The sequence below is a fragment of the Maricaulis sp. D1M11 genome, from assembly GCF_047308265.1.
Lineage (GTDB): Bacteria > Pseudomonadota > Alphaproteobacteria > Caulobacterales > Maricaulaceae > Maricaulis.
This window is the reverse complement of the sequence record NZ_JBKQWY010000011.1, coordinates 1-24,268: the sequence shown is the minus strand read 5'-3', so window position 1 is coordinate 24,268 and position 24,268 is coordinate 1. Positions and strand designations below refer to the sequence as shown.

The following is a 24,268-nucleotide window of genomic DNA, read 5'->3' as shown; positions in this document are numbered from 1 at the left end:
GCCGCAAAACCTCCAGATCAAACTCGAGCGTTGGAACAATCAAATGGGTCAGGCCACAACCGAATTTGCGGCCCCTAATTGTTATGCCGCCGGAAGGCCAGTCTTTCTGTTTCTAGGTTTGCTTAACTTGGAAAAAACGCTTATTCAAAGATTTGTAGTATAAGGGGACCAGTAAGAATGTTCGATGCAGAATACCGATCTTCTATTCTCGAAAGTTTGACCAAAGTCACTACGTTGCGCGAGAAGGTCGATGCAATGAAGGACACCGCTAAGGGTCAGCATTGTCTTGTTTTAGCGTGCGGACCTTCTCTGACGACTGTCGAAAAAGAAAAGTTGAGGAAGTTCGCGCAAGACAAAATCGTGATTTCCGTTAAGCAGGCCTATGAATATTTGCCTGAATATACTGACTTTTTGATATTGAATACTTGGAACTATCAAAAGTACGATTTTTCCCTCGGGCGTCCAGTCGTGATTTACGAGCACGGGCCAAGCGACCCCCCGGTGTATGGTGAGCATGATCTAGAGTTTCAAGTTCCGGTTGTAAGCGATCCCTCAGAGCAGCTGGCGCGTTCGTTGGATTTCGACAGATATTTATTTGAAAAACAAATCGAACGACCTTGGGGTCCGGGAGTTCTTTATGAGGTCGGTTTTTACTTGGCGGTGCACCTCGGTGTTTCTCAAATTACGACTATAGGCTGGGATGTTGGTGCCAAAAGCTCATCTGTAATGCCCCACTTCTACGATGTACCAAGCGCTCATCGCACGCGCTCATTGGCCAAAGCTCGGCATATTCCAGACAAGAGAAGCCGGAATAGTTTTCTGCATTCGGCAGGCGTGCTTTACAATAAACCTCGAATAATTCCTGAAGAAGTAGAGGTTTGTGCTGGGGCAAGTGGGCCGTTTTTCGATTGGTTTCAAGGTAAAGGAATAGGTTTAGAGGCAGTTACTAACAGCGAGCTGATATCGGATCGCATTCCTAGGGTAACTCTTTAAGTTTGTGGGGGGGATGAATGAGTGAATCAGTGGCGGCCAAGGCCGGATTAAGCGAAGCCAAATACAACAAGTTGGCTAAAACATTGTCTTTTCGGGCTTGGGTTACAGTCCCAGAACTCGTGCGCGAGATTTTGGTGTATGTTGGTGTCGTTCAGGTGTGGTCATCTTCAGAGACGAATGCCATTAGGCCGGATGTGAATAGGCAGTATGGCTTGGTTGAGGATGCCAAGTCAGGCATTGAAGTAGAAGTCGAATTTGAAAATGAGTCTTTGCTTGAAGAAGAGCTTAATATTCAATTTATACTTAAAGATGATAAAGAATTAAAAATTTTGAGGTATGTTGATACTTTAGATGTGCGAAACTATGCTGCAAATGGTGCTGGCGGCAGTGATCAAAGTTTGATATTGACAAGGTTCTCGTACGATACCCAAGGCAAGTTTTTGCGCATTGAGGGCGAAGTTTATCCTGAGAAACCCTCACGTGGTTTCGTGCTGCTGTTGGCCAACGGCCGAAGGGTTCAAATCGATAATGCCTTCCTTCCGTCCGAGAACGTATCGTTGAAGACAGGTGGGGTTGTGAATCGGTACGGCGGCTTCAGCCTATTCGTGAACTTCGTGGGTGAGGGGGCGCTTTCGCAGATGTCTCTGCTTTCGGAAGGCATTGATGGCAGCGAACAGATTTGGCAGCTTTCTGCTGATAACATTGTTATCAACGAACCCATGGTTGAAGTTCAACGGGTGCACGTTAATGCGGTTAAGGGCCAATTCGAAATTGAAGGTTGGTACCGTTCGCATGACCCGATCTCACATCTCGAATTGAAGCTAAATGATCATGCGGTTCATGGGTTGGTCGACGTTGTTCGTGATGATGGGCTTGGCAAATCTCAGGGTTTGCGGGGCTTGCCAGTTTATAAGTTCCGAATTGCTGAAAGTATTGATAGTGCGTTTGATGTTCCAAGCTGGGAGCTAACGCGTTCTAAGAATTTAGACATTGACGTGTCGCTGTTCTCAAAGAAGCGTCGAGTTTTTTGGGGTGCGATGTCTCCTAAAGACGTCCAGCTGGAAGTGTCCAAATGCACCTCGCTGACGTTTGATAAACGTCGGTCGTTTGTTATCGGGAAGTTTGTGACGGCAGTCGGGCATGCGCCGTCGAGAGCGTATATTGAGATTAACGGGAAGAAAATAGGCAGGACATTTGATGTAATCACTCCTCAGACCAGTGATGCTGAACCTGCTTGTTCTTGGTTCGTTATGGAGGAGATTAACTTCGAGCTTAAGTCGAGTGATAAGGTTTCTGTGTTCGCTCAAGCCGGCAACGATGACTTCATCGAGATTAGTTCTGACTTCCAGCCTATGATCGTTAGTGCAGATGAGCTGATTGAATCTCCTAAGCAAGAAGATGTAGTGAAAAACCTTGTGGAAGAGGTGGGTTACTATTCATCAGTAGATGAGCCGTTGGCGGTTTTTGTATATCAAGGAGAGATATACAAAAAAGGCGGAGCCTCAACTCGGATCATTCAGATGATGTCGGCGCTCAAGAGCAATGGCTATATGGTCGCTTTAATAGATCGAACGGCGCCATGGGATTACCTGGGTAATGCCTCCTTTTTCGATGGGTTTTACAAAACTATCGACATTCATTTGACTGTTCCGAAAAAACTAAAATCGCCGATGTTGTTTAATTTGCGCGATAGGCTGGTCGAGCGATCCTCAGGCGGGCAGGGCGTTGATGGCCGCCTGCGAGATAAAGTCACGAAATCCGCAAAAGAGGGTCGTTTGATTCAGAACGACGGTTCTGAACTATATAAAAGAGTTGATAGCCATTTTAACTTTAGCTGCGCCGCGCTCTTGCATGAATTGAAGCCAGATCTGGTCGTAACGCAATTCGCCTGGAGTTGCGAAATTCACGATGTTCTGCCGGCCGGCGCTTATGGCCTACTTGACACCCATGATGTTCAGCATTCGCGTTACGATGTGTTTGCCTCCGCTTATGAGAAGTTTGGAAAATCCGCAGTACCTTCCTTGGATAAATTTAAAGTCAGTAAGGATACTGAAAGGGGTTACTTGGCGCGCGCTGATGCATGCATCGCAATCACCGAACATGAGGCTGACCAATTGAAGGACATGGTCGGAGCTAGAAATGTTGTGACTGCTGGTGTTGCGATTAATCAGCAGACCGTCCTTCCAAAAGTGAACAGAAAGGATATGAGCCTTCTGTTTGTCGGAAATCGCTACGAACCCAATGTTTATGGTGTAAGGCATTTTTTAGAGAAGGACTGGCCGACTCTTCGAAAAGAGTATGGAGACAGCATCAAGTTTAATGTGGTCGGATCGGTATGTGATGAGTTTGCGGGAATAGAACTTGATGGCGTGACGTTCTGCGGAGTGGTTGAAGACTTGGCCGAAATGTATCGGTCCGCGGCTTTGATAGTGAATCCAACTCCGTTTGGGACCGGCTTAGCCATTAAGATGGTAGAGGCATTGGGATACGGACAGGCTATCGTGTCAACCATAGAGGGTGCGCGAGGTTTGGAGCGCGCAGTTGATGAAGGGGCAGTCATAACTGCTGATTACGATGCTTACGCCGAAGCTTGCATTAGTGTTCTCAGTTCCAGCCGAAATATTAATGCGCAAAGAACCCGTGCGCGTAATTATGTGAATAGTTACATGTCTACTGAAGTTGTTTATTCAAATCTATTCAACTTCTTAGAGACGAAGCTATTTTACTCCAAGATTTGACCTGAGAGATTTGTTTCGACGTGTGATCACCTTTCGGGAGTTTCCACAGAAAATAGGTCGGCTGCATCCCTGCTTATTCGTTGTAAATAGCGGATGGTGTTATCTTGTGTGTCGTTGTTGGCCAATGGGTGAAACGTCAAGCCGTAGGGTGTTTTTTGTTGACCAACACCTGCGAAATGACGTCGATTTGTGGGTAATGTAGGCTCTTGGATGGAGTATGGTACTCGAGCCCAATCGTATGTCTGTGAAACAGATGATTGGGCGAGCGCCCCCTCAACGGATCTTGCTTTTCAAGAATTTTGTGTCCAAGTAAAGTGCTCCAAAGGAAGGTTCATCAACTATGAAATCTATTGTGCTCCATATTGGTTTTCCCAAGACGGGTACCACTAGCATTCAGGCGGGCCTTGCTGGGAGTAGATTGTCTTTAGCTGAGAGCGGCTTCTTTTACCCGCAGGTGATCGGTGAGCGCAATCATTTTGCGTTAGAGGCCTATGCGGCGAAGTATGGTGACAAGCACAGCACGCACACCGTGTTGGGAATATTTTCAGACGAGGATCTGAATGCGTTTAAGGAAGATATCAGAGAGCGTTTGCTCGCTGAGGTTTCTGAAGACGGAAAAAATTGTAATACGGTTTTGTTGTCTAACGAAGGTTTGGCCGGTTTAAGCAGTGATGCAGAGTTTTCTCGACTTAAAGAGTTGCTTGACCCCATTGGTGATATAACGAAGGTTATTTGCTACATTAGACGCCAAGACCTAAATGCGGTCAGTAATTACACCACCTATTTGAAGACCGGCGGTACCCGCCAAAGAATTCTCTTAGATTACCCGAAAGACTCTAACGCTTACATCTTCTACGGGAAGAAACTCAAGCTGTGGTCAAAATGGGTTGGGATTGAAAATGTTGATGTAAGGATCTTTGACCCTCTACATCTCACGGGTGGAGATATTTTCGTAGACTTTAAGTTTGCGGCAGGACTGCCGGATGAGATCGACATCTCGGTGGATACTCGTACCAATCCTTCATTGACGCCAGCCGCATGTGAATTTCTCAGAAGGTTTAATGAGAGATTTCCGCGTTTTGTAGACGGAAAAAATAACCCTCTACGAAGTGGTGTTAGAGAAATGCTTGAAGAACGGTACCCTGGGTCAGGAATTGTTCCAAGCCGTGCGGAGGCCGAGCATTTTATGAGGCAGTTTGCGAGTTCGAACGAGTACATCCGGGCGAATTGGTTCCCTCGCCGCGAAAGTTTATTCGACGATGATTTCTCTAAATATCCCGTAGAGCCCGATTTTCCCGACATTGATAGTGTAGCTGAAGTGTTTTTGGAGCTTTGGGAATATAAATTTGCTCAAAAAAGTTAACTAGATGAAGAGAGCAGAGGAAATGGCAGATGTAAAAATAGAGAACGGTGTTCTTATCGGTGATGAGGGGGAATTGTTTCTTGCGCAAGGCGCCCACAGCATTATCGAATACGCTACTGGTGCTCGGTCGGTGGATGTGGAAACGGTTAAAAATTTCGCCTGGAACGTGAAGGAACGAAGTGCGTTCTGCGATAGAAGAAACACACCTTTTTTGCAGATAGTAGCGCCAGAAAAGTATAAAGTTGAGGACCGCTGCTTTCCGATCCAAGGAGCTAAATCGTTTTGGGATTATCACGACGACTTCGATAGTGGCGTCGTCTGGTATGGACAGTCGGACCTAAAAAACAATCGGTTCGGACGATCTTACTACAAAACGGATACGCACTGGACTGTTGCGGGTATGATGCTGGCGACTGAGCGAATTGCGAAGCAGGCATCGTTCTCTAAAGAAGAGTTGGACCAACTCGAAATCAGAATGAAGGACATCTGCAAACCTCTAGGCGACATCTTCTACGGTGACCTCGGTCGCAAACTGGATCCTCAGCAGGGGGAAGACGTAGATTGGCCGCGTTTAGCTCCATCAATACGGGTTGCGGAGAACGGTATCACCCATGATTATAGCGGTACCGCTGTAAATGATGGCAGGCTAGTCTGCCTCCGCAACGAGGAAAGTGTTTCAGACAAGAAACTTCTTATTTTTGGCGATAGTTATCTGTTCAACGCACTAAGACTATTGGCTCTAGCTTTCCGAGACGTTTTGTTTTGTCGAACGAGATTTTTCCATCGAGAATTGGTGGTTATGAATAGCCCGGATATCGTGGTGTCACAGGCAGCGGAAAGATATACGCGAGTTGTGAGCCAAGACTCCAAAGCTCCTCCATTTTTGTTGTTGCCCTTTGTTTTGGGGCGAAAACTGGAGATGTCTGCTGACGACGCAGTGTTCATCTCATCATTTTTACGGAATAGGCGAGAACCAGATTACTCAGAGTATAATCTGAAGAAGTCTTAGCGGCGCCGTACGTTGGATGTCGAAAAGGGCAAACTTGGGTGTTTAACTTGCATATGCGCGAGGAGGACGGGCCGACCGATATTGAGATGCGGATCGTTAGCTCTGCTTGTCGTCGGTCTTTCCCGTTCGCAGCCCAGTGACAATCGTGCTCAGTTCCGCTGAGACCGATTCATCATTTGCCATGAGTGTTTCGACCTGTCGGACAAGATCCAGAAAACTGGGATCATTGGCAAAGCGCGTTCCGAACTGATCCAGCAACAGGGCCTTCACGAGGAGATGTCTCGCGGCGTCATCATCAATCTCCGGTTCTTGCTGCAGCTTCTTCCCCAAGCCGGCGGTATGGGGTACGGGAGCGGAGGTGCTCGCGGTTTGTCCTGTTTTGGTTTGCGGCGCCTTCTTGATGCCAGACTTGCGGTCGAGCTGCTGGCGCAATGCGGCGAGGATCGGATTTGAACCGGAAATACGGGTCATGGTCTGCTCCCGGTGGCTAATGCCCTGGGCCGCGGCCGCTTAGCTGATTGAGAAGCAAGGAGGTTGCGGAGGTTTCGCTGGGCGCATCATCGGCCGTTTGTCCTCCCAGGAGCTTATGGCATTCCTCGATAAGCAGCTGCATATCGGAATTCATGGGGAGGTTTTCCTGGTTCAGCTGTATGCCTTCAGAGAGTGAGGCAATCGCCCCATTGAAATCATCCCGGATGAGGCATCGCAAACCGTCCACAAACTTGCGCAGATAATGGTCGTCGGGAAGGCGATCCAAACGCCCCCAGACATCCAGGGCGCGTTCCGGTTCGCCAGATGTCAGGGAGAAGAAGCCGAGTTGAAAACGCGCGAGATGATACTCAGGCTCGATTTCAATGGCCCGGGCGAGATGTTCGTGGGCGTCGATCAACTGGCCTTCACCAATAAGAACCGAGCCGAGCAGGAAGTGGAGCCTTGGGTCATCCGGATAGGCGCTGACGGCGCCCTTGAGGCCCTCCAGAGTAGGACCTGATGGCTGTGCCATGCCTTCAAGAAGCCGGGTGAGTTCGTCATCGGGACAGAGGGTCATAGGGGCTCTCCTGTGGGGGCATTCAGCTCAAAGTAAGGCGGGACTGGATTCGGGCGATGGCCTTGCGGTGGAGTTGGGATACGCGTCCGGTGGAAACGTTCATGGCATTCGCGATCTCACTGAAGGAGACGCCATCAATATAGTGGCGTTCCACGATGTAGCGTTCACGCTCGGGCAGGCGCTGGATTTCCCGCTGGAGGGTCAGGCGAAGTTCGATCCAGTCATGACTCTCATATCCGTCCCGGGAGGAGGGCGGTGTGTCCGACTGGCTGGCAATTAGACCCAGGGCCAGACCGGACGCAATGCGCGCCACTTGTGAAATGGAAACGTCCAGTGATTCCGAGCTCTCAAAGGTCAGGGATGCCAGGCGTTCATCCTGCTGCCTGCGGCTTGCGGCATAATAGGCGGTTTGGTCACTGGACCGGGCGATGCCGTCCAGAATCGCGCCCCGGATACGCGGGCGTGCGAAAACATCGAATTCAGACCCGCGTTTGGGGTCATACCGGTCGATGGCTTCGAGCAGGGCGATAAAGGCGAGCTGGTTGAAATCCAACCGGTCAAGTCGGCCTGACGGCATTCGCTTATACTCGCCGCCTGCGACTTTCTTGGCGAAGGTCAGCTTTCGCTGAAACAGTTTTTCACGACACTCGCGCTGGCCTTCAAACCTCAGGCGTCGCCACAACGAGGCCTCGACAGCCCGCGGCCGTTGGATCATGGAGAGACCCCGTCCACGCTTCATTGGAAACCACCCACAACTCCGAAAACGACCAGACTCCATCCGTCAATAAGGACGAAGACCAGAACCTTGATCGGAAGGGAAATCGTAGCGGGCGGCACCATCATCATCCCCAGGGACAAGAGGATGCTCGCGACAATGAGTTCGATCAGGAGGAAGGGCAAAAGCACGACAAAACCGATCGTGAAGGCGATCCGCAGTTCATTGATAATGAAGGCCGGGACGAGTTTAAAAAATTCCACCTCTTCCGGGCTGGTGGGAAGCGGGGTGTTTGACAGCGCATAAACAGCCGCCAGGTCTTCATCGCGGACCTGGGACAGCATGAAGTCGCGCAAGGGCAGGCTGCCCAGGCTCAAGGCTTCATCAACCGTCACAGAGCCGTCCAGAAGGGGCTGGATCGCAACAAGGTTCAGCTCCGATACCGTTGGCCCCATGATGAAAGCCGTCAACATAAGCGCCAGGGCGATCAGCACCTGGTTGGGCGGGGTTTCCGGCATGCCAAAGGCGTGCCGTACCATGGCCAGTACGATGGCGATCCGGATGAAGCTGGTCGTTGAAATCAACAGGGCAGGAATAAAGGCAAAAAGCGTCAGCAGCGCGGCGGTGCGCATGAGATTTGATGTTTGTTCCGAGGAGGCTGCCAGCTCCTGGGCGTCTCCTGGCGCACTCATGACCAGCAGAAGGCCGACGGCGCCCAGAGCGCTTCGCAACACACCGTTCATCGGGCCTCTCCGTGTGTCTCGCAAGCTATCGGCTCGCGTTTCAAGACCTCGATCGTGTGGGCCGTCTGGGCCAGGACGATGCGTTCACCGTCGACTTCGATCACACAGATTTCGCCATGCAGGCCCAGGCGCCGGACCTCTTTCACCGATATGAGTGTGTTAGGTGAGGTGAGCCGGAAACCGGACAGCCAGCTTGGCAGGGATGGGCGTTGTGACAGGCGTTTCAGTCCCAGTGTTGCCAGCAGGGCGACGATGATGCCGATCGCGAGGGCAAAGAAGACGCGGAAAAAGGAGATCGACGGACTCGCCCCGCCACCCAGCTCCTGGGCGAATACGGGCTCTGCACCGGCCAGGCCCCAAATGACGAGAATGGAAAGAAACACGCGCATGGGAAACTAGCGGATCTCGACAATCCGGATCCCGAACTTGTCGTCGACGGACACCAGCTCGCCCACCGCAATTGTCTCATTGCTGAGGCGGATTTCGAAAAGGCTGTTGAGGGGACTGTCGAGCGGCAGGACAGAGCCTGTTGCCAGCGCGTTCAGGTCGGCAATGGTGACCTGCGTGCGCTCAAGAAAGACATCGATCTCGACGGGGACATTACTGATCAGGCGGTCTGTCACGGCCGAGTTTTTGGGATTGGGAGAATGCTCGGTTTTATCCAACATAATATTTTCTTTCCTCATCTCAGGACGAGGCCTTGATCGGAGATCGCTATGGAACGAGGAGGCAGGTCGCACGCCGTGCCGTTGACGTGCAAGGCTTCAATACGTCCCATATCGGACTCCAGCAGAATAACGTCACCGACATCGAGATGTCTGAGATCGGCCAGACTCAAGGACTGGCGTGCCAGGCAGATCTCTATGGGCACTTTGAGCTCGGCTTGCGCGACATGCCGCGCGGTGAGTGGCCTGTCCTGAAGGGCCGGCGCGGCCAGCATCGCGCGTCGTCTGGCCAGAAGGTCCGGACGAGACAGGGCAAGCGATAGCCCCATGTTGAGGCGGTCGAATGTTATTCGGGCGCGCAGATATGGCTGTACCACCGGCCCGGCTGAAGCCAAGGAGGGCGCGTCGTGTCCGAGCGTGGATTCGATCCTGTCACACAGCTCTCCGAGGGCCTTTTGGGCAATGGTTTCGCCAAACACGATGTCAGACATTGAAGGGGGTGCACCAATGACATCCCAGTTCAACAGGATATGAGCAAAGGCCCGCAGATCGCTATCGGCGCCCAGAAGGTGGACCGCTGAACCGGTCACAATCCGGGTCTCGTCGTCGTGTGCTTCGTCTTCGAGCAGCTGCAGATCGACGCCATCGGTATTGAGCCAGGCGCTGGACCACTCCCGACAGGCCTCTGAGAGCAAGGCGCTCAGGCGACCATCGTGCAAAGCCGTATCCGGCAGCCAAGGCTGTGCATGCGACATTAGCGGCCCCGCAAGCCGAACAATTGCTGGATCATGTCATTGGACACGCTGACGACCTGGGAGGATGCCTGATATCCGCGCTGGATCAGGATCAGATCACCGAACTCCGAGGACAGGTCGACATTGGAGGCTTCTGCGGCACTGCCCACAACAGTTCCAACGGTTTCGCGTGAGCTGGGAGACAGGTCGACACGTTTATTGGCGTCGTAGCGGAACAGGCCACGACCCGTTTGGGTGATGGAGGAGAGATCGCGAAGCGTGGCCAGGGCAATGGCACCCAAAGTCTGATCCTGTCCATTGGAATAGGTCAGCTCAAACTCGCCATTCTCATTGGCGGTCAATGAGGTGATTTCGCCAATCCCGTATCCATCGCTGTCATCCAGCCGCAAGGTCGACACGGAGCCGGAGGAGAACGAGGTCACGCCTGAGGAGAAATCCAGCTCGATCGAGTATCCACCATCCACGTCCTCGACGGTGAATGACGAGGTAAGAGGATCCACGACACCGGCGATGAAGCTCAGGGTTTCACGCGCGATCTCAACACCCGCACTGTTTTCGACAATCACGGTCCAGGAATTCTGATTGGTGACGCTTGTGTCTTTCTCGAAGCGAATATCCCAGGAATCCTGCTCGCCCAGTGCGTTGAAGACGTCAATGGCCGCCACCGTATGTTCTGTGGCGGTTGAAGAGAGATTGTCCGAGAAGGTGATCGATTGAGTGGCCTGGGGCTGGCTGATCCGGTGACTCTCGATATTCACGGGCGTGGCCTGTCCGGTGTCGTCCAGAACCGCCAGCTTGTACTGGGTGCCTGACAGAATGATATCTCCGTCCGGGCCGACTTCGAACGATCCGGTGCGCGTATAGAGAATTTCGTCATCGCCCAAGAGAACCAGGAAGCCTTCTCCATCGACGGCGAGATCCAGCGGATTGTCGGACAGTCGGACTTCACCTTGTTTCATGCTCAGGCGCGAGTCCGCCAGGGTCACCCCGTAGCCAAGGCCGGAGGATTGGCCAGAGTCGCCGAACATGCCCTGGAATGTCAGGTCTGTCGCCTTGAAGCCCGGCGTGTTCAAATTGGTGATATTATTGCTGATCTGGCGCAAGCCGTTGGAATAGGCTTGCATGCCACTCAGACCGATAAACATGGCACCGATCATTGTGTACCTCCTTCGGCAACGCGACTAATGGCTGATAGCGAGATTGAATTGATCACGGTTCCGTCTTGTGTCTCGATTGAGACGCTGGGTGCGCCCGACACAAAGCTGACGGCCGTTACACGTCCTCTGAGCACCGTGCCGCCGCTGGGAATGTCGACGACCTGACCCAGCAATCCCGTTGCCTGTCCGACAGTGCCGATCTGGCGAATGCCTTCAAGGTTTTCGTTGGTGGTCTCGGTTTGCTGGATCTGGGAGAATTGAGCGAGCTGCGAGACAAACTCGAAATTCTCCATGGGCTGAAGTGGATCCTGATAGGTGAGCTGGGTCAGCACAATTCTCAGAAGGTCCTCAAACCCGACGCCAAAGGCAGAACTGGCATCAGTGGTAACGCGGTTCACGCCGGTGGCTCCACCGCTACCGATCGGATCGATGACTTGCATCATGAACTCCTGTGACTTGAGGGAGGACCGTTGAGGTCGCGACGGTAATTGTGTCGGCGTGTTCCCCGTATTCGGCGAGAAGGACGCGAATATCGCGACTGAGCGACGGGACCTCGGAGAGTAGCGCGGCGGGGGCGTTGATGTGCACGTTCATCCGCCCGTTCAGCGCGTTCAGGATGATCTTTATGGCCGTTGGAGATGCGCGGCCGGAGGTCGCGGGTGTGGATTTGAACGCCCGGGCGACGGGCTTCTCCGAGCCGACCGGCTCTGCATCTTGTGCGATGGGATCGGAGGGGCTGGGTGAGGACAGAGGTGCAATCCGCGATGGATTGGCGCGCATCGGCGGGAGGGGCGGCGGAGCAGTGTGACGTGTTCTGCCGATCGACCTGTCAGAAGCAGGTTTCGTCTCCACGCCAGGCCCGGAGAGAGAATGTGTGCGTTTTGGCGTGTTCGGTGCCGCCGTGGAAAGCGCGACGGGCGCCAGCTCGGCCGTGCCGTGTCGCAGAGCGAGGTGAGTGAGGCTCTGGCGGTCAGCGCTGTTGGATGGGGAGGTCGTGCGGTCAGGAGCCCATACACCCCAATGGTTAAACGCAAAAGTGTGTCTCGATGAGCCGCCGAGTGTCGGGTCAGATGACGCCAGGATGGTGTCGGACAGATCCGGTTCGGAGTAGGACCTTTGCGATGGGGACTCAAATTCGTTCCGGGACCGGTCTGTCGGTAACAGCCAGGCCTTAAACGAGCCGACATCGCGGTTGTCGTCTTGCAGGGACGCATCCGTTGGCGAGGCAGGTGTGTGCGCGGGAGAGAGTGTATCGCGCGAATTGATCGCTTCAGTCATGATCGCCCCCAGTCCAAGCCTACGCGCTCATCCCGGGCGTCTTCGATTAAACGCTCTTTCTTCTTTTTTACTTGGACGCGATTGTGTTCCAGAAGGTGTTCGGCGACATCCTCGTGAGCCTGTGCCTGGAAGACACGTGTGCGTTGGACGGCCAGCGTGTCTTTTTGGAACTCATGTTTATCCCGAGCCTGGTTTCTACGGGCATCGGTTGCAATGAGGTGTTGCGCATAGGCCTGCAATTGCTCGGGTGCCAGGGTGGAGCGATTGACATAGGCCTTCCATTGCTCCTGGGCGTCGTTCAATTCAAGCTCGGCCTGACCGAGATCCGTTTCGACCGCCTCAAGCCGGCGTGTCTCTTCTGCTAGCGCGGCATGTTCCAACTGTGTTTGCAAAGAGCGCAGGGCGAGAAGGGTTTCGAACTGGGAGGAGGGGTGTGCGCTAGACATGGGTCTCCCCCTTGCCCTGATGAAGGGCGTTCAGACGGGCGAGTGTCGTCTCGAACAGGCTGTGTTCGTCGACCGGCTGATGCGCAAAGGCATCGATGGCTGACCGGGTGGAGATCGCCTGGTCCGTCTGAGGATTGCTTCCCGCCTTGTAGAGGCCGGACTCGATCATCAATCGCGATTCTTCATAGAGGCTGAGCGTGCGCAGCGTCTCACGCGCGAGCGCGCTGTGGGCGGGGGTGCGGACCGTGTCGGCGAGACGACTGACACTCTTCTGGATGTCGATTGCGGGATAGATTCCGCGTTCGGCGATGCGACGAGACAGGATGATGTGCCCATCGAGCAGCGATTTCATCACTTCAACAACCGGGTCGTCCACATCATCTGTCTCGCTCAGCACAGCCATGACTGCGGTGATCGCACCGCCGTTCTTTGTTGCGCCGCACCGCTCTACAATCTTGGGCAGGGCGCTGAAGACGTTAGGCGTGTAGGCTCTGACCGTTGGCGGTTCACCGGCCGCAAGACCCATTTCGCGCAGGGCCATTGCGTATCGCGTGATGGAATCAATCACCAGCAGGACATGCTCGCCCCGCGCCCGCCAGAATTCCGCAGCGGCCACGGCTTGCTGGACCGCGCGTGCCCTTACAGGCGCACTCTGGTCGGAGGTCGCAGCGATACAGCTCGTCTTAGGGCCAGCCAGGTCGGACGACAGGCCCTCGACTTCCCGGCCACGCTCGCCGACGAGGCACAGGATCAAACGGTCACACGACGCATGTGTTGCGATCTGTCGAATGAGGGTGGTCTTGCCCACACCCCCGGCCGCAAACAGTCCGATCCGTTGTCCTACACTCAGGGTCAGCAGTCCGTCGATCGTGCGCACCCCTGTCGTCAGCCTCGGTGTGACAGTGGCCCGCTCGCGCGGAAGCGGCGGACGGGCGTCCAGACGGGCGGTCTGGCTTGTGTCGAGAGCGTGTCCGCCATCAAGAGGTTCGGCGAAGGCATCGAGAATACGTCCGGACAGGGTCTCGCCGACAACGGCCTCGTGGAACCGCCTCTCTTCGACGACCGAATCGCCGATCTGGACGGAGGATGTGGAGAAGAACGGGTAGAGCACCACGCCATCCGGCCCGCTCGCAACCACTTCCGCCAGCCCGTCCACGGTGGAGTGAATATCGGTGTCGGCGCGATGAATTCGACAGATTCGCCCGGTGGGTAGTTTCGGTCCCGTCGCTCTCACATGGGATGGGGTGACCTGATCGACCGTTCCCACTCGTCGATAAGTGGGGATCGAAGCCAGCGCGGATTTGACGGCACTCATTTTCATGGGGCCGCACCGGTCGCGTCAACGTCACGGAGCGTATGGGAAATCTCATCCAGCAATGTATCCAGACTGAACTGGACGCGATCTGAGGCATACACGATCTCGAACTCGCCCGAACCGAGACGGGGGTCGAGTTGAATGGTCAGATCGCCTGAAGGGGGCGCCGCGCCGATACCGGAGGGAAGGTCATGGGTCTCGAAATCGTCTGGCGAAAGACACAAGACAAGCGCGTGTTCGTCGCGAAAGGCCTGGAAGGCCTGTTTGATGACCGATTCCAGCCAGGCCCGCTTGTTGTCGGGAAGGGATGCAAAGTGTCGGATGGCAAACACAGCAATCTCCACCACATGGTCTTGCTGTGTCTCGAACTGACGGTGAGCGGCCTGCTCGATGTCGCGGGTGAGCCTGTCCAGTCGGTCGGATTCATGCGTGCGAACTTGCTCTGCCGCGCGTTTGCCAGCCTCGAACCCGCGGGTCTGGGCGTCTTCAATTGCCGCTTTTGCGGTGTCATTTGCAGCCGCCAGCGCATCGCGCAGCCTTTTATTCTCAGCCTCCAACGCGTCCAGAGGGGACGCAACAGGCGCGGTAGCGATTTTGTGCGTTGAGGCCGGTGGGGTGTTCATGTCCGGGGGACCGATTTGCCGCGTGTAGGCCTCGTTTGACTTGATCAGGGAGGACATGGCTTTACCCCCGTGGCGCGGCAGCGAGGTGCTGCAGATGCGCGATTAAGGCTGACCCGTATCGCTCGCCGGGCAAGAGGTCCCTGTTTTCGAGTTGTTGCCTCAAATAGGCGGAAAACTCCGGGCTGAGGGCATCGAACCCGTCTGCGGATCGGTCGGGCGATCGGGTGTCATCAGGCACAGGTGTTTGAAGAGCTTTGTCCAGCTCAGCGCGGGCCTTTGCCGGTAAATGACGGCGCACGGCCCAGCGATCTGTCCATTTCAACGATCGGTAGAGCGACAAGAGTTGCGGCAATTCGGTGTCAGCGATCTGCATGGACTCCCCCCGAGGGCGTGTCGAGCAGAAGCTGAAGTCGAGCGGCCAGGGCTTCATGGCGAGGGCTGTCAAAGTCCGGACGCAGGACCAGGCGCCACAGCACGGCGGCGCCGATCGCAAGGATCAATCCAAGGGCCAGCCCGATCGGCCAGACCAGCGGTGCAGGCGTCGCCGGCGTGAGACTGGGGGTCGGGGTTGGCGATGTCGCTGCTGCACCTGGGTCGGCGGCCTCGGCATTGGTGACGCGTTCGACCTGTGCCAGCGTCGCATCGACGCCAAAGCTGATCGTTCCGACCTGTCGACCGTTCTCGAATCTCAGAGCATCCAACCGGGCCTGGATGGACTGTTTGTAGCGCGTGGGCAGCGGGGTTGACGACACAATGATAACGTTCAAGCGCGCTTGCGTTTGCGGGGCAAAGGGCTCTGTCGACGTCTCGCCGGCATTTTCACTGGGCTCAACCACGTCGACGGTGACATTCTGGCGTTCGACCATCAGGTCGAAGACCTGGTCCTGAAGAACATCGCGGACAACGGCTCTCAGCTGAACCAGTTCATCCGTTCCTGAATTGCTGCCGGTGATGACATTCGCGGTGTCGACGGCCTCGAGAACGCTGACAACATCGCCTTGCGACGCCAGCACGACGACATCTGTCGCCCGCATGTCGGGCACGGCAGCCGCGACGAGACGTTGTACGCCTTCGATCTGTGATGGGCCCAGCTCAACCCCTGGAGCCGAGATCAGCGATACGGCAGCAGTGGAGCGGTTCTGTTCCTGCCGAAACAGGGTGCGTTCGGCGAGCGCGATATGCACCCGGGCTTCTGCGATATCGTCCATATTGATCAGCGTCCGGGTCAACTCTCCCTGGAGGGCGCGCTGGAATCGGATCCGCTGGGCAAAATCGGTCAGACCCATTTCGTTTGTGTCAAAGATTTCCCATCCGTCGACCGCGCTCAGCTGGACTTCCGCCGAGGTGAGGGCGATCCGGGCCGCTCCGCCTTGTCGGCTGGGAACGCTAATTCCAGTCCCGTCCGCGGTCAGCCTGTTTGGAATACCCGCCTCGTTGAGATGATCGCGCGCCAGGGCGATGTTTTCGCGCGGCAGGTCTGCCAGCAAGGGCTCATAGCTGTCCCGCAGAACCAGGACATAGACCAGGGCCAGGACGATCGCCATGGCGGCGAGAACCAGGCCGACACGCATATATTGTTGGCGTTCCGAGAGGGGTTGGGAAGACGGATCACTCATAGTGCGGTCACAGCTGTGTATTCATGATGTCGCGATAGGCTTCCACCATGCGATTGCGCACTTGCAGGGCCAGTTCCACGGAGAGACGGGCCTCTTCCAGAGCGATTGTCACCTCATGAATGGGGACATCTTCACCCAGGGCGAAGGCCCGCACTAGATCGTCGGCGGTATCCACCTTGGCTTCAAGATTGGCGAGTCCGGTCTGCATGAGCTCGGCAAAACCGGGCGCACCGGCCTGGGGCGGGTCCTGCGTGATCGTCTGTGGCGTAACGGCCTGTGGTGTCACGCCTTGAGTGCTGACCGCAGAAATGGCGGCAATGAGTTCAACGCCCGTCATGCTTGCCGCCCGATCTCCAGGGCCCGGCTGTACATCTGCTGGGCCAGGGTGATTGTTGTCAGATTGGCTTCATAGGCCCGCGAGGTGCGGATCATCAGCGTCATCTGGGCGGCGTGATCGATATCGGGGTAGTTCACAAAACCTTCCGCGTCAGCGTGGGGGTGGTCGGGATCGAGAACCTGGCGTGGACGGGTGGAATCGGCCTCGACACCCAGCACCTGAACACCCATTGGACCCGCGTGTTCACCCGCCTGATCGAGCGTGGACTGGAAGCTTTGTGCTGGACCACTCACCAGTCGCAGGGGTTGAAACGTTGAACCGTCCGCGGCGCTCGAATTCATGTTGGCAAGGTTCTGCGCGATGATTTCCAGGCGCTGCCACTCAACATTCAGGCCACTGATACTGATGTCGTACGCATTCATGGGGACTACCTCGATGTCACGACACTGCGGTGCAGCGACATGTTGCGGCTGAGAAGTTCGATGAGGGCCGAGTACCGCATGGAGGTTTGCGCGGCCTCTGCCAGCTGGAGGTCCAGTCTTTGCTCGGAGCCCTCAATCACACGGCTGGACGTGACAACCTCCGGCTCCACGGCCTCGATTGCAGACAGGCCGGACTGGGCGGCCAGGCGCAAATCGTCTTCAAACCGCACTTCGACCGGACGAAATGCACCGGAATTGGCGTTGGCGATGTTTTGCGCCAGATAAAGATACCGGGTCGACAGGCCATCAATGGCCTTTTCCAGAATGGCGCCGGTGATCGCGTCCATGATCTCGCTCCTACTGCACGATGATTTCAGCATGCAGGGCGCCCGCGGACTGGACGGCCTGCAATATGCTGATCATGCGACGGGTATCGACATTGGCGTCGGCCAGGCCCTGAACCAGGTCGGCGACGGTTGTATTGGGAAAGCTGGCGACCACATCATTCGCGGCCCGTTCGACGCTCAGCTCAGTATTGGTCACGACCAGGCTCGATACATCACTTGCAAAGCCGGAAATGAAGGCCGGTTGTGATGCGGTGTTCTCGGCTGTCACCGTGATGCGAATATCGCCCTGGGAAATCACCACGCTGTCGATGATCACATCACCGCCCGCAACAATGGTTCCGGTGCGCTCATTGATGACGATGCGCGGGACGCGGCCGGGTTCGACCCGGATCTCTTCCAGGCTGGCGATAAAGGCGGTCAGCGCGCTGTCATGTCCCACGGGGCGGATGGACACCTGGTCAGCATGATCGGCCGTTGCGATGGCATAACCAAAACGGGCATTGATCGCCGAGGCGATCCGTGTGGCCGTCGTGAAATTGGGGTCGTACAGGAAAAACCGGATCTGGCCATCAGCACCCACCAGATGGGCGTTGACCGAGCGTTCGACCGTGGCGCCGGCTTCGATTCGGCCAGTCGTGGGATAGTTGCGCTGAGACCGGTTCAGCTCGCTCTCGAAACTGTCGCCGCCGGTGACCAGCGCGCCCTGGGCGAGGGCGTAGGGCTGGCCATCCGGGCCCAAAAGGGGCGTCATCAATAATTGCCCGCCAGCCAGGCTGCGTGCATCTGCAGCGGAGGATACGGTGATATCGATTTCATCGCCGACATTGGCCGCTGCGGGCAGGCGCGCTGTCACAATCACCACAGCGACATTGCGGCTGGAGATATCGGCTTCGCTGACCGTTGTGCCCAGGCGCGCATAGACATTCTGCAAGGCCTGGCGGGTCACATCGGACCGACCGCTATCGCCCGAACCCGCAAGGCCCACGACGAGGCCGTAACCGATCAGGGCATTTTCCCGCCAACCTTCATACCGGCCCAGCGCGCTGAGCGGCACGCCGCGGGTCACGGGTGCGACAGCGGGAGCTATGCCCGGCTCATCTGCCCGGACCTGCGCTGCCGGGCTGGCGGCCAGGGTCAGGCCGGCGAGGAGGGTCATCGTCGTACGCATCAACCCAGACCCAGTCGACGGAAGAAGGAGCGGATCGGGCCCGGCGCGTCAGCATCCTGGTCAAAGCCCTCGCCGTCATAGTGGATCTCGGCTTCGGAGATACGGTAGGACAAAACTTCATTGCTCGCGCTGACATCGCTGGGACGCACACGGCCGCGAATGCTGATGACGGTCTGCTTGCCATTCACCAGCAGCGATTGTTCCCCCTGGATGCGGAAATCGCCATTGGGCAGAATGTCCTCGATCACCACGCTGATCTGCGCCACCAGGCTGTCGCTGCGACGGACTTCGCCCTGGCGACCATATTCGCCCCCCAGAGAGAGTTCACCGAAATCGATCTGGGCCGAGGTGTTCAGCCCGCCATCGATCGAACCGCCCCGGCGCGAGGCCTGGCTGGATGAATTGCGCGCTTCGGCATTTTCAATCACCAGCACGGTCAGGCTGTCGCCAATGGCACCGGCCTTGAGATCATGCGCCATGCCGGCAAAGCGTGAATTGCGGAACAGATCGTCGGCCTGTGCCGTTCCCGCTGGCAGGATCAGGCAGAGCGCGGCGAGCAGGGCGTGCAGACGGGTGGGGCGTTTCATGAGGCCGGCTCCCGATCGCTTGGGGCAGCCGGGCTCAGAGCCTCGCGGGAGACCGCAAAGACGGATCCGTCCTCGCCCTGCACGAAGACACGTGCCTGATCGGCATGAAGGGTCTGCGCCAGCGCGACCTGGCGTTCAATGCGCACAGCGCCGCGCTCCACCTGCATCACCATCTGTGTGCCGCGATCATGGGTGTGCGATGGCGCCAGCACGACCGAGCCCAGATAGGTGCCCGCGGGCAGGGCGGTGATCGTGCGGACAGACGCTGAGCGGCGATCATACACCACGGCCGGGCGCTCGGCGTTGAGCTCACACGCCACCACCTGGACCATGTCCCGGGTGATCAGGCTCCCCCCAGGCACGTCCGTATGCGTTGCGACACAGGCCGCAGCACCCAGAACAATGGAACTCACAAGACCGGACATCATCAGCGCCTGAGATTATTGGTGATCGAGGCCAGCTGATCGGCGGCCTGGACCACCTGGGCATTGGCCGTATAGGCGCGCTGGATGATCATCAGCTCGATCATCTCCGCGCTGAGATCCACATTCGAGCGCTCCACATAGCCATGGCGCAACAGGCCCGCCCCGTCTTCGCCCGGCTGGACATCCACCAGGCGCGTGCCCGGCTCCAGGGTGTAATACCCGCCGCTTCGGGCGGTCAGAGCGCCGTCATCCATCACCCGTACCAGATCGATATGACCGATCTCGCGGGTCTCGCCGGTGCCATCGCGCGAGAGCACACGGCCATCCTCCGCGATTTCCAGCTCGGCACTGTCATAGGGCAGATTGATCATCGCGCGCAGGGTCAGACCATTATCGGCGGTCAGATATCCGTCTTCATTCAGGCGCAGATGACCGCCGCGCCACAGCACGCTCTCGCCGTGATCGCCCATCAGCTCGATAAAGCCCAGACCATCAATGGCCAGATCCAGAGCGCCGCCGGTCTGTTGCATCTCACCCTGAACCGACATCACCGTGTGCGGGGTAAGGCGCGCGCCGGCCGCCGGGCGGGGCTCACCGGCCGAGGCAGCCAGGATATCGCTGAACCGCACATCCGTGCGCTTGAACCCGGTGGTGTTCAGATTGGTGACATTATGGGCGAGAATATCCAGCGCGCGCTGGTAGTTTGACAGGCCCACACCGGCGATATCAAAGGCGGTATTCATCGGCGCGAACTCCCGAATGTTGTAAAGACCTGACCCATCAGCTGATCATAGACCTGGACCATGCGGGCCCCCATTTCGCCCTGTCGCAGGGCCGTCATCATGGACAGCATTTCCGGCGCCAGATCGACATTGGAACCTTCCAGCATGCCCTGTAGCACCTGGGCCCGCTCCACAGGGAGCAGGTCGGCAGGGTCGGCCTGGAAGCTGGCACCGCCGAGCGGTGACAGGACGGCCCCGTCGGTGACATCCACCAGGCCGATACGGGCCAGGGCGATGCCGTCATCGATGATCGTGCCGTCGCTCTCAATGCTCACTGCGGCGTGGGGCAGGCGGATGGGGGTGTCGTGTTCATCGAGCAGATATCGGCCCTGAACATCGATCAGATGCCCGTCACCATCCAGCTGGAAGGCGCCGTTGCGGGAGAGCTGAATCTGCCCCCCGTCCATCATTTTGAAAAAGCCCGAACCACTGATTGCAAGATCAAGCGGGCGATCGGTGAGGCTCAACGCGCCCTGCGCCATCACCACATCGGTGGCGAAGGCCTGGGCCGCAAGGGGCGATGTGATCGAGCCAGAGCGCGCGGTTTCAAGAATATTTTCAAATGAAACCAGTCGCTTATGGCCACTCGTTTCGGTGTTGGAAATATTGCGTGACACGGTTTCGAGCCGCTTTTGCGACGTCGATAACATGATTTCAGCAACACTCAACAAGTCCATAACGCGTACCCCACATACGGCGCGGACCCTAGACCACACTTTTGGCGCGATGCAAGTGGGATTGGTGATATTCGTGTTATGCAACCGAAATGGGGCTGGGTGTGGTCTCTCTCTCGGGTTTGTCCCGGGGCCTGTTTTCAGCGAGGAGGGTGCAATCTGTTATCTTGCGCTTGCCCGCCGATAGTTGATTTCAGGAGCCCGGAATCAAACCCGCGAATACGCGGGGGGCGTCGGAGAGGGTGACGCGACCGCGAAGGGAATTGGGGGTATGGGCGCGGCGCAAATGAACGAAGCAGTGGAACAAATGACAACATCAGACGGAATGAGGCAGAATAGGTAGCTCGGCACGATCACTCAATGTTCAGTTGACGATGCCTGACGGCTAGGTTCGCACGACAGGTTCGGATGCACCGCGATGATTTCCGTGACTTGCAGAGGGTCATTAAAATTGCGCGCAACATACTCTGCATTATCAAACATGAAGCGTTCCTGATCATCGTCAAAGCCCCGATCGTAAAACCGGCCTTGCATAACAATAAGTGAACCGCCAGACAGCCCCATCACTTGTTCGACGTTCACACGACCAGTATCCAAACGAAGCTTTCGGCCAGAGGCGCACCGAGTTGTATTTGAGCCCTCGGCCAGCTCACGGGGAACCCGCATCCGTTCCGGATCCCGATCAGACGCCCCGTTCTTCTGTGACACAGACACCACACATCCTCCCTCAACCGGCCCGCAAGGGCCGCCAACACGCCATGCCGCACTGTGCGGCAGACCCGCCCCGCGCCACGCACGCCGGGCCTTCATGGCCCATACCTTAGACGCGTAAATTCAGGCGGTTGAGGGATGCAGTGCCACCGCCGGGCCGCTCTGGCCCGGGGCATTTCGAGCACTGCGCACAGAAGCAATCCTATTTACGTGATGATTTCCGCTGCTTATCACGATTCCGAAGGAAGCGCGCGCAGTTGTGCATCTTGTGTGACAGCTGACCCGCTCGTGCGCCTGACAGACAGGATCCGACCGCGTGACCCGGAGGACACACCGGGCAATGGCGTTGTCCGGTAGAAAGGGACGCAGACCATGACCACGGGCCACGCCCAAATTCGTAAGCGGGTCGAAAAGCGCTTAGTTCGAGATCGCGTCTGGAATGCTCTCGACCAATTTAGAATGCAAAATTTTCGCGACAGGATCCCAATCACCCGCCTCTTCCACGCCTCGGAGGGTTCGATAGCGCATCGGCCTAGGTCGTCCAATAAAGTCGGGATCAAGAAAACGCATCCCAGTGCAGCCAGCGCGAAGCAGGCGCAGCGCAAATTCATCCGTGCAGAACCTGTACCCCCGCAGAACCGTATCGTGAAACAGCTCGAACGGAATAGACACTGAGCTCTTGACCGCGATCTTTCCGGCCATCATGGCGCTGACCACAGCTGAAGTTGAAGGTGCTCCCCCAAACCTAAGCGACACATCGGCCAGCGCTGCGTTCACGGGGATGCTCATGATCTTGTATTTCTTCTCTTGCGCCCAACTCGCTGTCTCAGAGGCATCAATATCGAAGTACTCGATTTCATCTGACGCCAACCCCGCCGCAAGACGAAACTTCTCAGACACAATCGTTTGACCATCCCAATCAAAACAATCGAGATCGAAGCCAGGCATGGTCATCTTCAATTGCGCCATTGGGAAGGGCGTGCTGCGAAACTCGCCAGCGGAAAGCCCGGCGGCAAAGACTTCCTGGCCGTTCAAGAACTTACAGTTCGCGACCATTTCATCTGCATCAACTGTGTAAGGAAGCCATGGCGTGAACACCCAATATCTAGTCATGGTCAGTGCATCCTTGGGTGCCAAATTCTCGAAACAATCTGGAGCCGGTTGACCAGCGCGACCGTTTCGAAAATGCCTCTTGCCTCAAGAGGTGTTGGTGCTCGCCCGCCAATCGTCGCTCGCAACGTAGCGATTTGGACGCGAGTCTGCGTATCATAGTCGGGATGCTGCGTGTTGTGGATAGGAAGTGTATTGCCAATCCTTTGCTGTGCAATCTCATTTGCCGGCAAAGCAATGAGATTCATGATGCTATCGACACGCCAACCTGCCTCATAAGCCGATTGTGCCAATATCGGAGTTTGCCCCCAAACGTTTGCCGGAACAAGATGGTGGGCCCGCATATCATCGCCAGTTCGGAGTGATAGGGCTGCCCGCGCCGAGGCTGATGTTGTTTGCAAATGCCTGTCTACACCGCTTGGTCGTCGGCTGCGGCTTTCAAGATTGTAGTCGGCAATAGCCGCCTCGGCTGCCATCCGGATGATGATTCGTGCCTGCCGCTGATCCTCGGTCCCGATAAAAGCGCGGTTGGATGCAATGGCCGTAAGGCCTGGATTCACCAACTCAAGGCGCATGATCGCTTCAGACGCCGCGTTAAGATCTCCTCCGTAGAAATTTGCACTTGAATGCAACGGCAACTGGTATTGTGCCCACACATATGCGTTGGCCGCCATTACATGAGAGGTCTGAGATGAATCGAGGCCAAAATCCTCAATCGCTTGCTCCACCTGAGCTCTCTCAGCTTGGGCTACGGAATATCTTAAGAAGTGCTCCGCGGTCACCAAGGTCCCGAAAATTCTAAGCGCCCCCGAAGTCAAGAATTCGGCTCTAGAGGCTGATCCCGCGCCGAAGACGCCCGAGGCTGCGTCTGATGCTAAGATTGCAGTCTGTGCAACGTCGAAGGCTGGCAAAGATACGGGGTCTACCAAATCCCAAAAATCGGCAGATAAGGAGAACAAGCCAGATTCGGTTCCGAGAGACGTCGAATCTGACAATCCTGCCAATTTGCGAAGACGGTCGAGACTAGGGAATATCGTCTCAAGATCGTCGTTGAGATAGTCGATTTCGCGATCCTCGCCACCCTTCGCGCTCTCAATCGATTTTGAGACCCCCCCCGCAATAGCTTTACCAATCGTCTGTCCGATCACGCTGGGCAGTATAGCGAGAACGTTATCGCCAAAATCAGTTCCGTCGATGGCAGAGCGCGTTGCCGCATCAGCGATGGCAGAAGCAGTTCCTAT

General features: G+C 56.3%; 29 protein-coding genes. 4 read left to right on the top strand and 25 right to left on the bottom strand.

Annotated elements, in window-relative coordinates; translation table 11 throughout:
* The first annotated feature begins 177 nt into the window (after positions 1-177).
* The 4 genes from RMQ97_RS14885 (at position 178) to RMQ97_RS14870 (ending at position 6,103) form a co-directional block, all read left to right on the top strand.
* Entirely contained in the window at positions 178-993 is an 816-nt protein-coding gene (locus RMQ97_RS14885; RefSeq protein WP_413661693.1) for a hypothetical protein, read from the top strand.
* 17 nt (positions 994-1,010) lie between these two features.
* Positions 1,011-3,731, top strand: a complete 2,721-nt coding sequence (locus tag RMQ97_RS14880) for a glycosyltransferase (protein ID WP_413661692.1) — start codon at positions 1,011-1,013, stop codon at positions 3,729-3,731.
* A 340-nt stretch (positions 3,732-4,071) separates the two neighbouring features.
* Positions 4,072-5,094: a hypothetical protein gene (locus tag RMQ97_RS14875; RefSeq protein WP_413661691.1), complete on the top strand. Its 1,023-nt coding sequence runs from the start codon at positions 4,072-4,074 to the stop codon at positions 5,092-5,094.
* 4 nt (positions 5,095-5,098) lie between these two features.
* Complete coding sequence (locus RMQ97_RS14870; protein ID WP_413661690.1) at positions 5,099-6,103, top strand: hypothetical protein; 1,005 nt, start codon at positions 5,099-5,101, stop codon at positions 6,101-6,103.
* A gap of 96 nt (positions 6,104-6,199) precedes the next feature.
* Here RMQ97_RS14870 and RMQ97_RS14865 read toward each other — a convergent pair whose 3' ends face one another.
* The 25 genes from RMQ97_RS14865 to RMQ97_RS14745 form a co-directional block, all read right to left on the bottom strand.
* Positions 6,200-6,574 carry a hypothetical protein gene (locus tag RMQ97_RS14865; protein WP_413661689.1) on the bottom strand — a complete coding sequence of 125 codons (375 nt, stop codon included), beginning with the start codon at positions 6,572-6,574 and terminating at the stop codon, positions 6,200-6,202.
* Between the two features lie 16 nt (positions 6,575-6,590).
* Positions 6,591-7,151, bottom strand: coding sequence for a tetratricopeptide repeat protein (locus tag RMQ97_RS14860; protein WP_413661688.1), 561 nt, complete (start codon positions 7,149-7,151; stop codon positions 6,591-6,593).
* Between the two features lie 22 nt (positions 7,152-7,173).
* Positions 7,174-7,866: a sigma-70 family RNA polymerase sigma factor gene (locus RMQ97_RS14855; protein WP_413661687.1), complete on the bottom strand. Its 693-nt coding sequence runs from the start codon at positions 7,864-7,866 to the stop codon at positions 7,174-7,176.
* Positions 7,867-7,886: 20 nt separating this feature from the next.
* The gene (fliP, locus tag RMQ97_RS14850; RefSeq protein ID WP_413661686.1) at positions 7,887-8,609 is read right to left on the bottom strand and encodes a flagellar type III secretion system pore protein FliP; all 723 of its coding nucleotides are present in this window, start codon (positions 8,607-8,609) and stop codon (positions 7,887-7,889) included.
* On the bottom strand, positions 8,606-8,998 hold the full coding sequence (locus tag RMQ97_RS14845) for a flagellar biosynthetic protein FliO (protein ID WP_413661685.1): 393 nt from the start codon (positions 8,996-8,998) through the stop codon (positions 8,606-8,608). The genes fliP and RMQ97_RS14845 overlap by 4 nt, the downstream gene beginning before the upstream one ends.
* A gap of 6 nt (positions 8,999-9,004) precedes the next feature.
* Positions 9,005-9,277, bottom strand: a complete 273-nt coding sequence (locus RMQ97_RS14840) for a FliM/FliN family flagellar motor switch protein (protein ID WP_413661684.1) — start codon at positions 9,275-9,277, stop codon at positions 9,005-9,007.
* Between the two features lie 14 nt (positions 9,278-9,291).
* Entirely contained in the window at positions 9,292-10,029 is a 738-nt protein-coding gene (locus tag RMQ97_RS14835; RefSeq protein ID WP_413661683.1) for a FliM/FliN family flagellar motor C-terminal domain-containing protein, read from the bottom strand.
* The gene (locus tag RMQ97_RS14830) at positions 10,029-11,186 is read right to left on the bottom strand and encodes a flagellar hook-basal body complex protein (protein WP_413661682.1); all 1,158 of its coding nucleotides are present in this window, start codon (positions 11,184-11,186) and stop codon (positions 10,029-10,031) included. Before RMQ97_RS14830 ends, RMQ97_RS14835 begins: the two co-directional genes overlap by 1 nt.
* Entirely contained in the window at positions 11,183-11,626 is a 444-nt protein-coding gene (locus tag RMQ97_RS14825; protein ID WP_413661681.1) for a flagellar hook assembly protein FlgD, read from the bottom strand. Before RMQ97_RS14825 ends, RMQ97_RS14830 begins: the two co-directional genes overlap by 4 nt.
* Before the next feature lie 834 nt (positions 11,627-12,460).
* Positions 12,461-12,910: a hypothetical protein gene (locus tag RMQ97_RS14820; protein WP_413661680.1), complete on the bottom strand. Its 450-nt coding sequence runs from the start codon at positions 12,908-12,910 to the stop codon at positions 12,461-12,463.
* Positions 12,903-14,231, bottom strand: a complete 1,329-nt coding sequence (locus RMQ97_RS14815) for a FliI/YscN family ATPase (protein WP_413661679.1) — start codon at positions 14,229-14,231, stop codon at positions 12,903-12,905. Before RMQ97_RS14815 ends, RMQ97_RS14820 begins: the two co-directional genes overlap by 8 nt.
* Positions 14,228-14,905: a hypothetical protein gene (locus RMQ97_RS14810; RefSeq protein WP_413661678.1), complete on the bottom strand. Its 678-nt coding sequence runs from the start codon at positions 14,903-14,905 to the stop codon at positions 14,228-14,230. Before RMQ97_RS14810 ends, RMQ97_RS14815 begins: the two co-directional genes overlap by 4 nt.
* 4 nt (positions 14,906-14,909) lie before the next feature.
* Positions 14,910-15,221 carry a hypothetical protein gene (locus RMQ97_RS14805; protein WP_413661677.1) on the bottom strand — a complete coding sequence of 104 codons (312 nt, stop codon included), beginning with the start codon at positions 15,219-15,221 and terminating at the stop codon, positions 14,910-14,912.
* The gene (gene fliF / locus RMQ97_RS14800; protein WP_413661676.1) at positions 15,208-16,464 is read right to left on the bottom strand and encodes a flagellar basal-body MS-ring/collar protein FliF; all 1,257 of its coding nucleotides are present in this window, start codon (positions 16,462-16,464) and stop codon (positions 15,208-15,210) included. The genes RMQ97_RS14805 and fliF overlap by 14 nt, the downstream gene beginning before the upstream one ends.
* A 7-nt stretch (positions 16,465-16,471) precedes the next feature.
* Positions 16,472-16,801, bottom strand: a complete 330-nt coding sequence (fliE, locus tag RMQ97_RS14795; protein WP_413661675.1) for a flagellar hook-basal body complex protein FliE — start codon at positions 16,799-16,801, stop codon at positions 16,472-16,474.
* A complete protein-coding gene (gene flgC, locus RMQ97_RS14790; RefSeq protein WP_413661674.1) occupies positions 16,798-17,223 on the bottom strand; it encodes a flagellar basal body rod protein FlgC in 426 nt (141 codons plus the stop codon). Before flgC ends, fliE begins: the two co-directional genes overlap by 4 nt.
* A 5-nt stretch (positions 17,224-17,228) precedes the next feature.
* Positions 17,229-17,570 carry a flagellar basal body rod protein FlgB gene (locus RMQ97_RS14785; protein WP_413661673.1) on the bottom strand — a complete coding sequence of 114 codons (342 nt, stop codon included), beginning with the start codon at positions 17,568-17,570 and terminating at the stop codon, positions 17,229-17,231.
* 10 nt (positions 17,571-17,580) lie between these two features.
* Positions 17,581-18,738 (bottom strand): flagellar basal body P-ring protein FlgI, encoded by a 1,158-nt coding sequence (locus RMQ97_RS14780; RefSeq protein WP_413661672.1) that lies wholly within the window; start codon positions 18,736-18,738, stop codon positions 17,581-17,583.
* Complete coding sequence (locus RMQ97_RS14775; protein ID WP_413661671.1) at positions 18,738-19,325, bottom strand: flagellar basal body L-ring protein FlgH; 588 nt, start codon at positions 19,323-19,325, stop codon at positions 18,738-18,740. Before RMQ97_RS14775 ends, RMQ97_RS14780 begins: the two co-directional genes overlap by 1 nt.
* Positions 19,322-19,753, bottom strand: coding sequence for a hypothetical protein (locus tag RMQ97_RS14770; protein ID WP_413661670.1), 432 nt, complete (start codon positions 19,751-19,753; stop codon positions 19,322-19,324). The genes RMQ97_RS14775 and RMQ97_RS14770 overlap by 4 nt, the downstream gene beginning before the upstream one ends.
* Complete coding sequence (locus RMQ97_RS14765) at positions 19,753-20,493, bottom strand: flagellar hook-basal body protein (protein ID WP_413661669.1); 741 nt, start codon at positions 20,491-20,493, stop codon at positions 19,753-19,755. The genes RMQ97_RS14770 and RMQ97_RS14765 overlap by 1 nt, the downstream gene beginning before the upstream one ends.
* Positions 20,490-21,182: a flagellar hook-basal body protein gene (locus tag RMQ97_RS14760; RefSeq protein ID WP_413661668.1), complete on the bottom strand. Its 693-nt coding sequence runs from the start codon at positions 21,180-21,182 to the stop codon at positions 20,490-20,492. Before RMQ97_RS14760 ends, RMQ97_RS14765 begins: the two co-directional genes overlap by 4 nt.
* A gap of 381 nt (positions 21,183-21,563) precedes the next feature.
* Positions 21,564-21,788, bottom strand: coding sequence for a hypothetical protein (locus RMQ97_RS14755; RefSeq protein WP_413661667.1), 225 nt, complete (start codon positions 21,786-21,788; stop codon positions 21,564-21,566).
* A gap of 546 nt (positions 21,789-22,334) precedes the next feature.
* Positions 22,335-23,030 (bottom strand): hypothetical protein, encoded by a 696-nt coding sequence (locus tag RMQ97_RS14750; RefSeq protein WP_413661666.1) that lies wholly within the window; start codon positions 23,028-23,030, stop codon positions 22,335-22,337.
* A gap of 2 nt (positions 23,031-23,032) precedes the next feature.
* Positions 23,033-24,268 (bottom strand): AHH domain-containing protein (locus RMQ97_RS14745; RefSeq protein WP_413661665.1); only part of this gene is annotated, 1,236 nt, incomplete at its 5' end.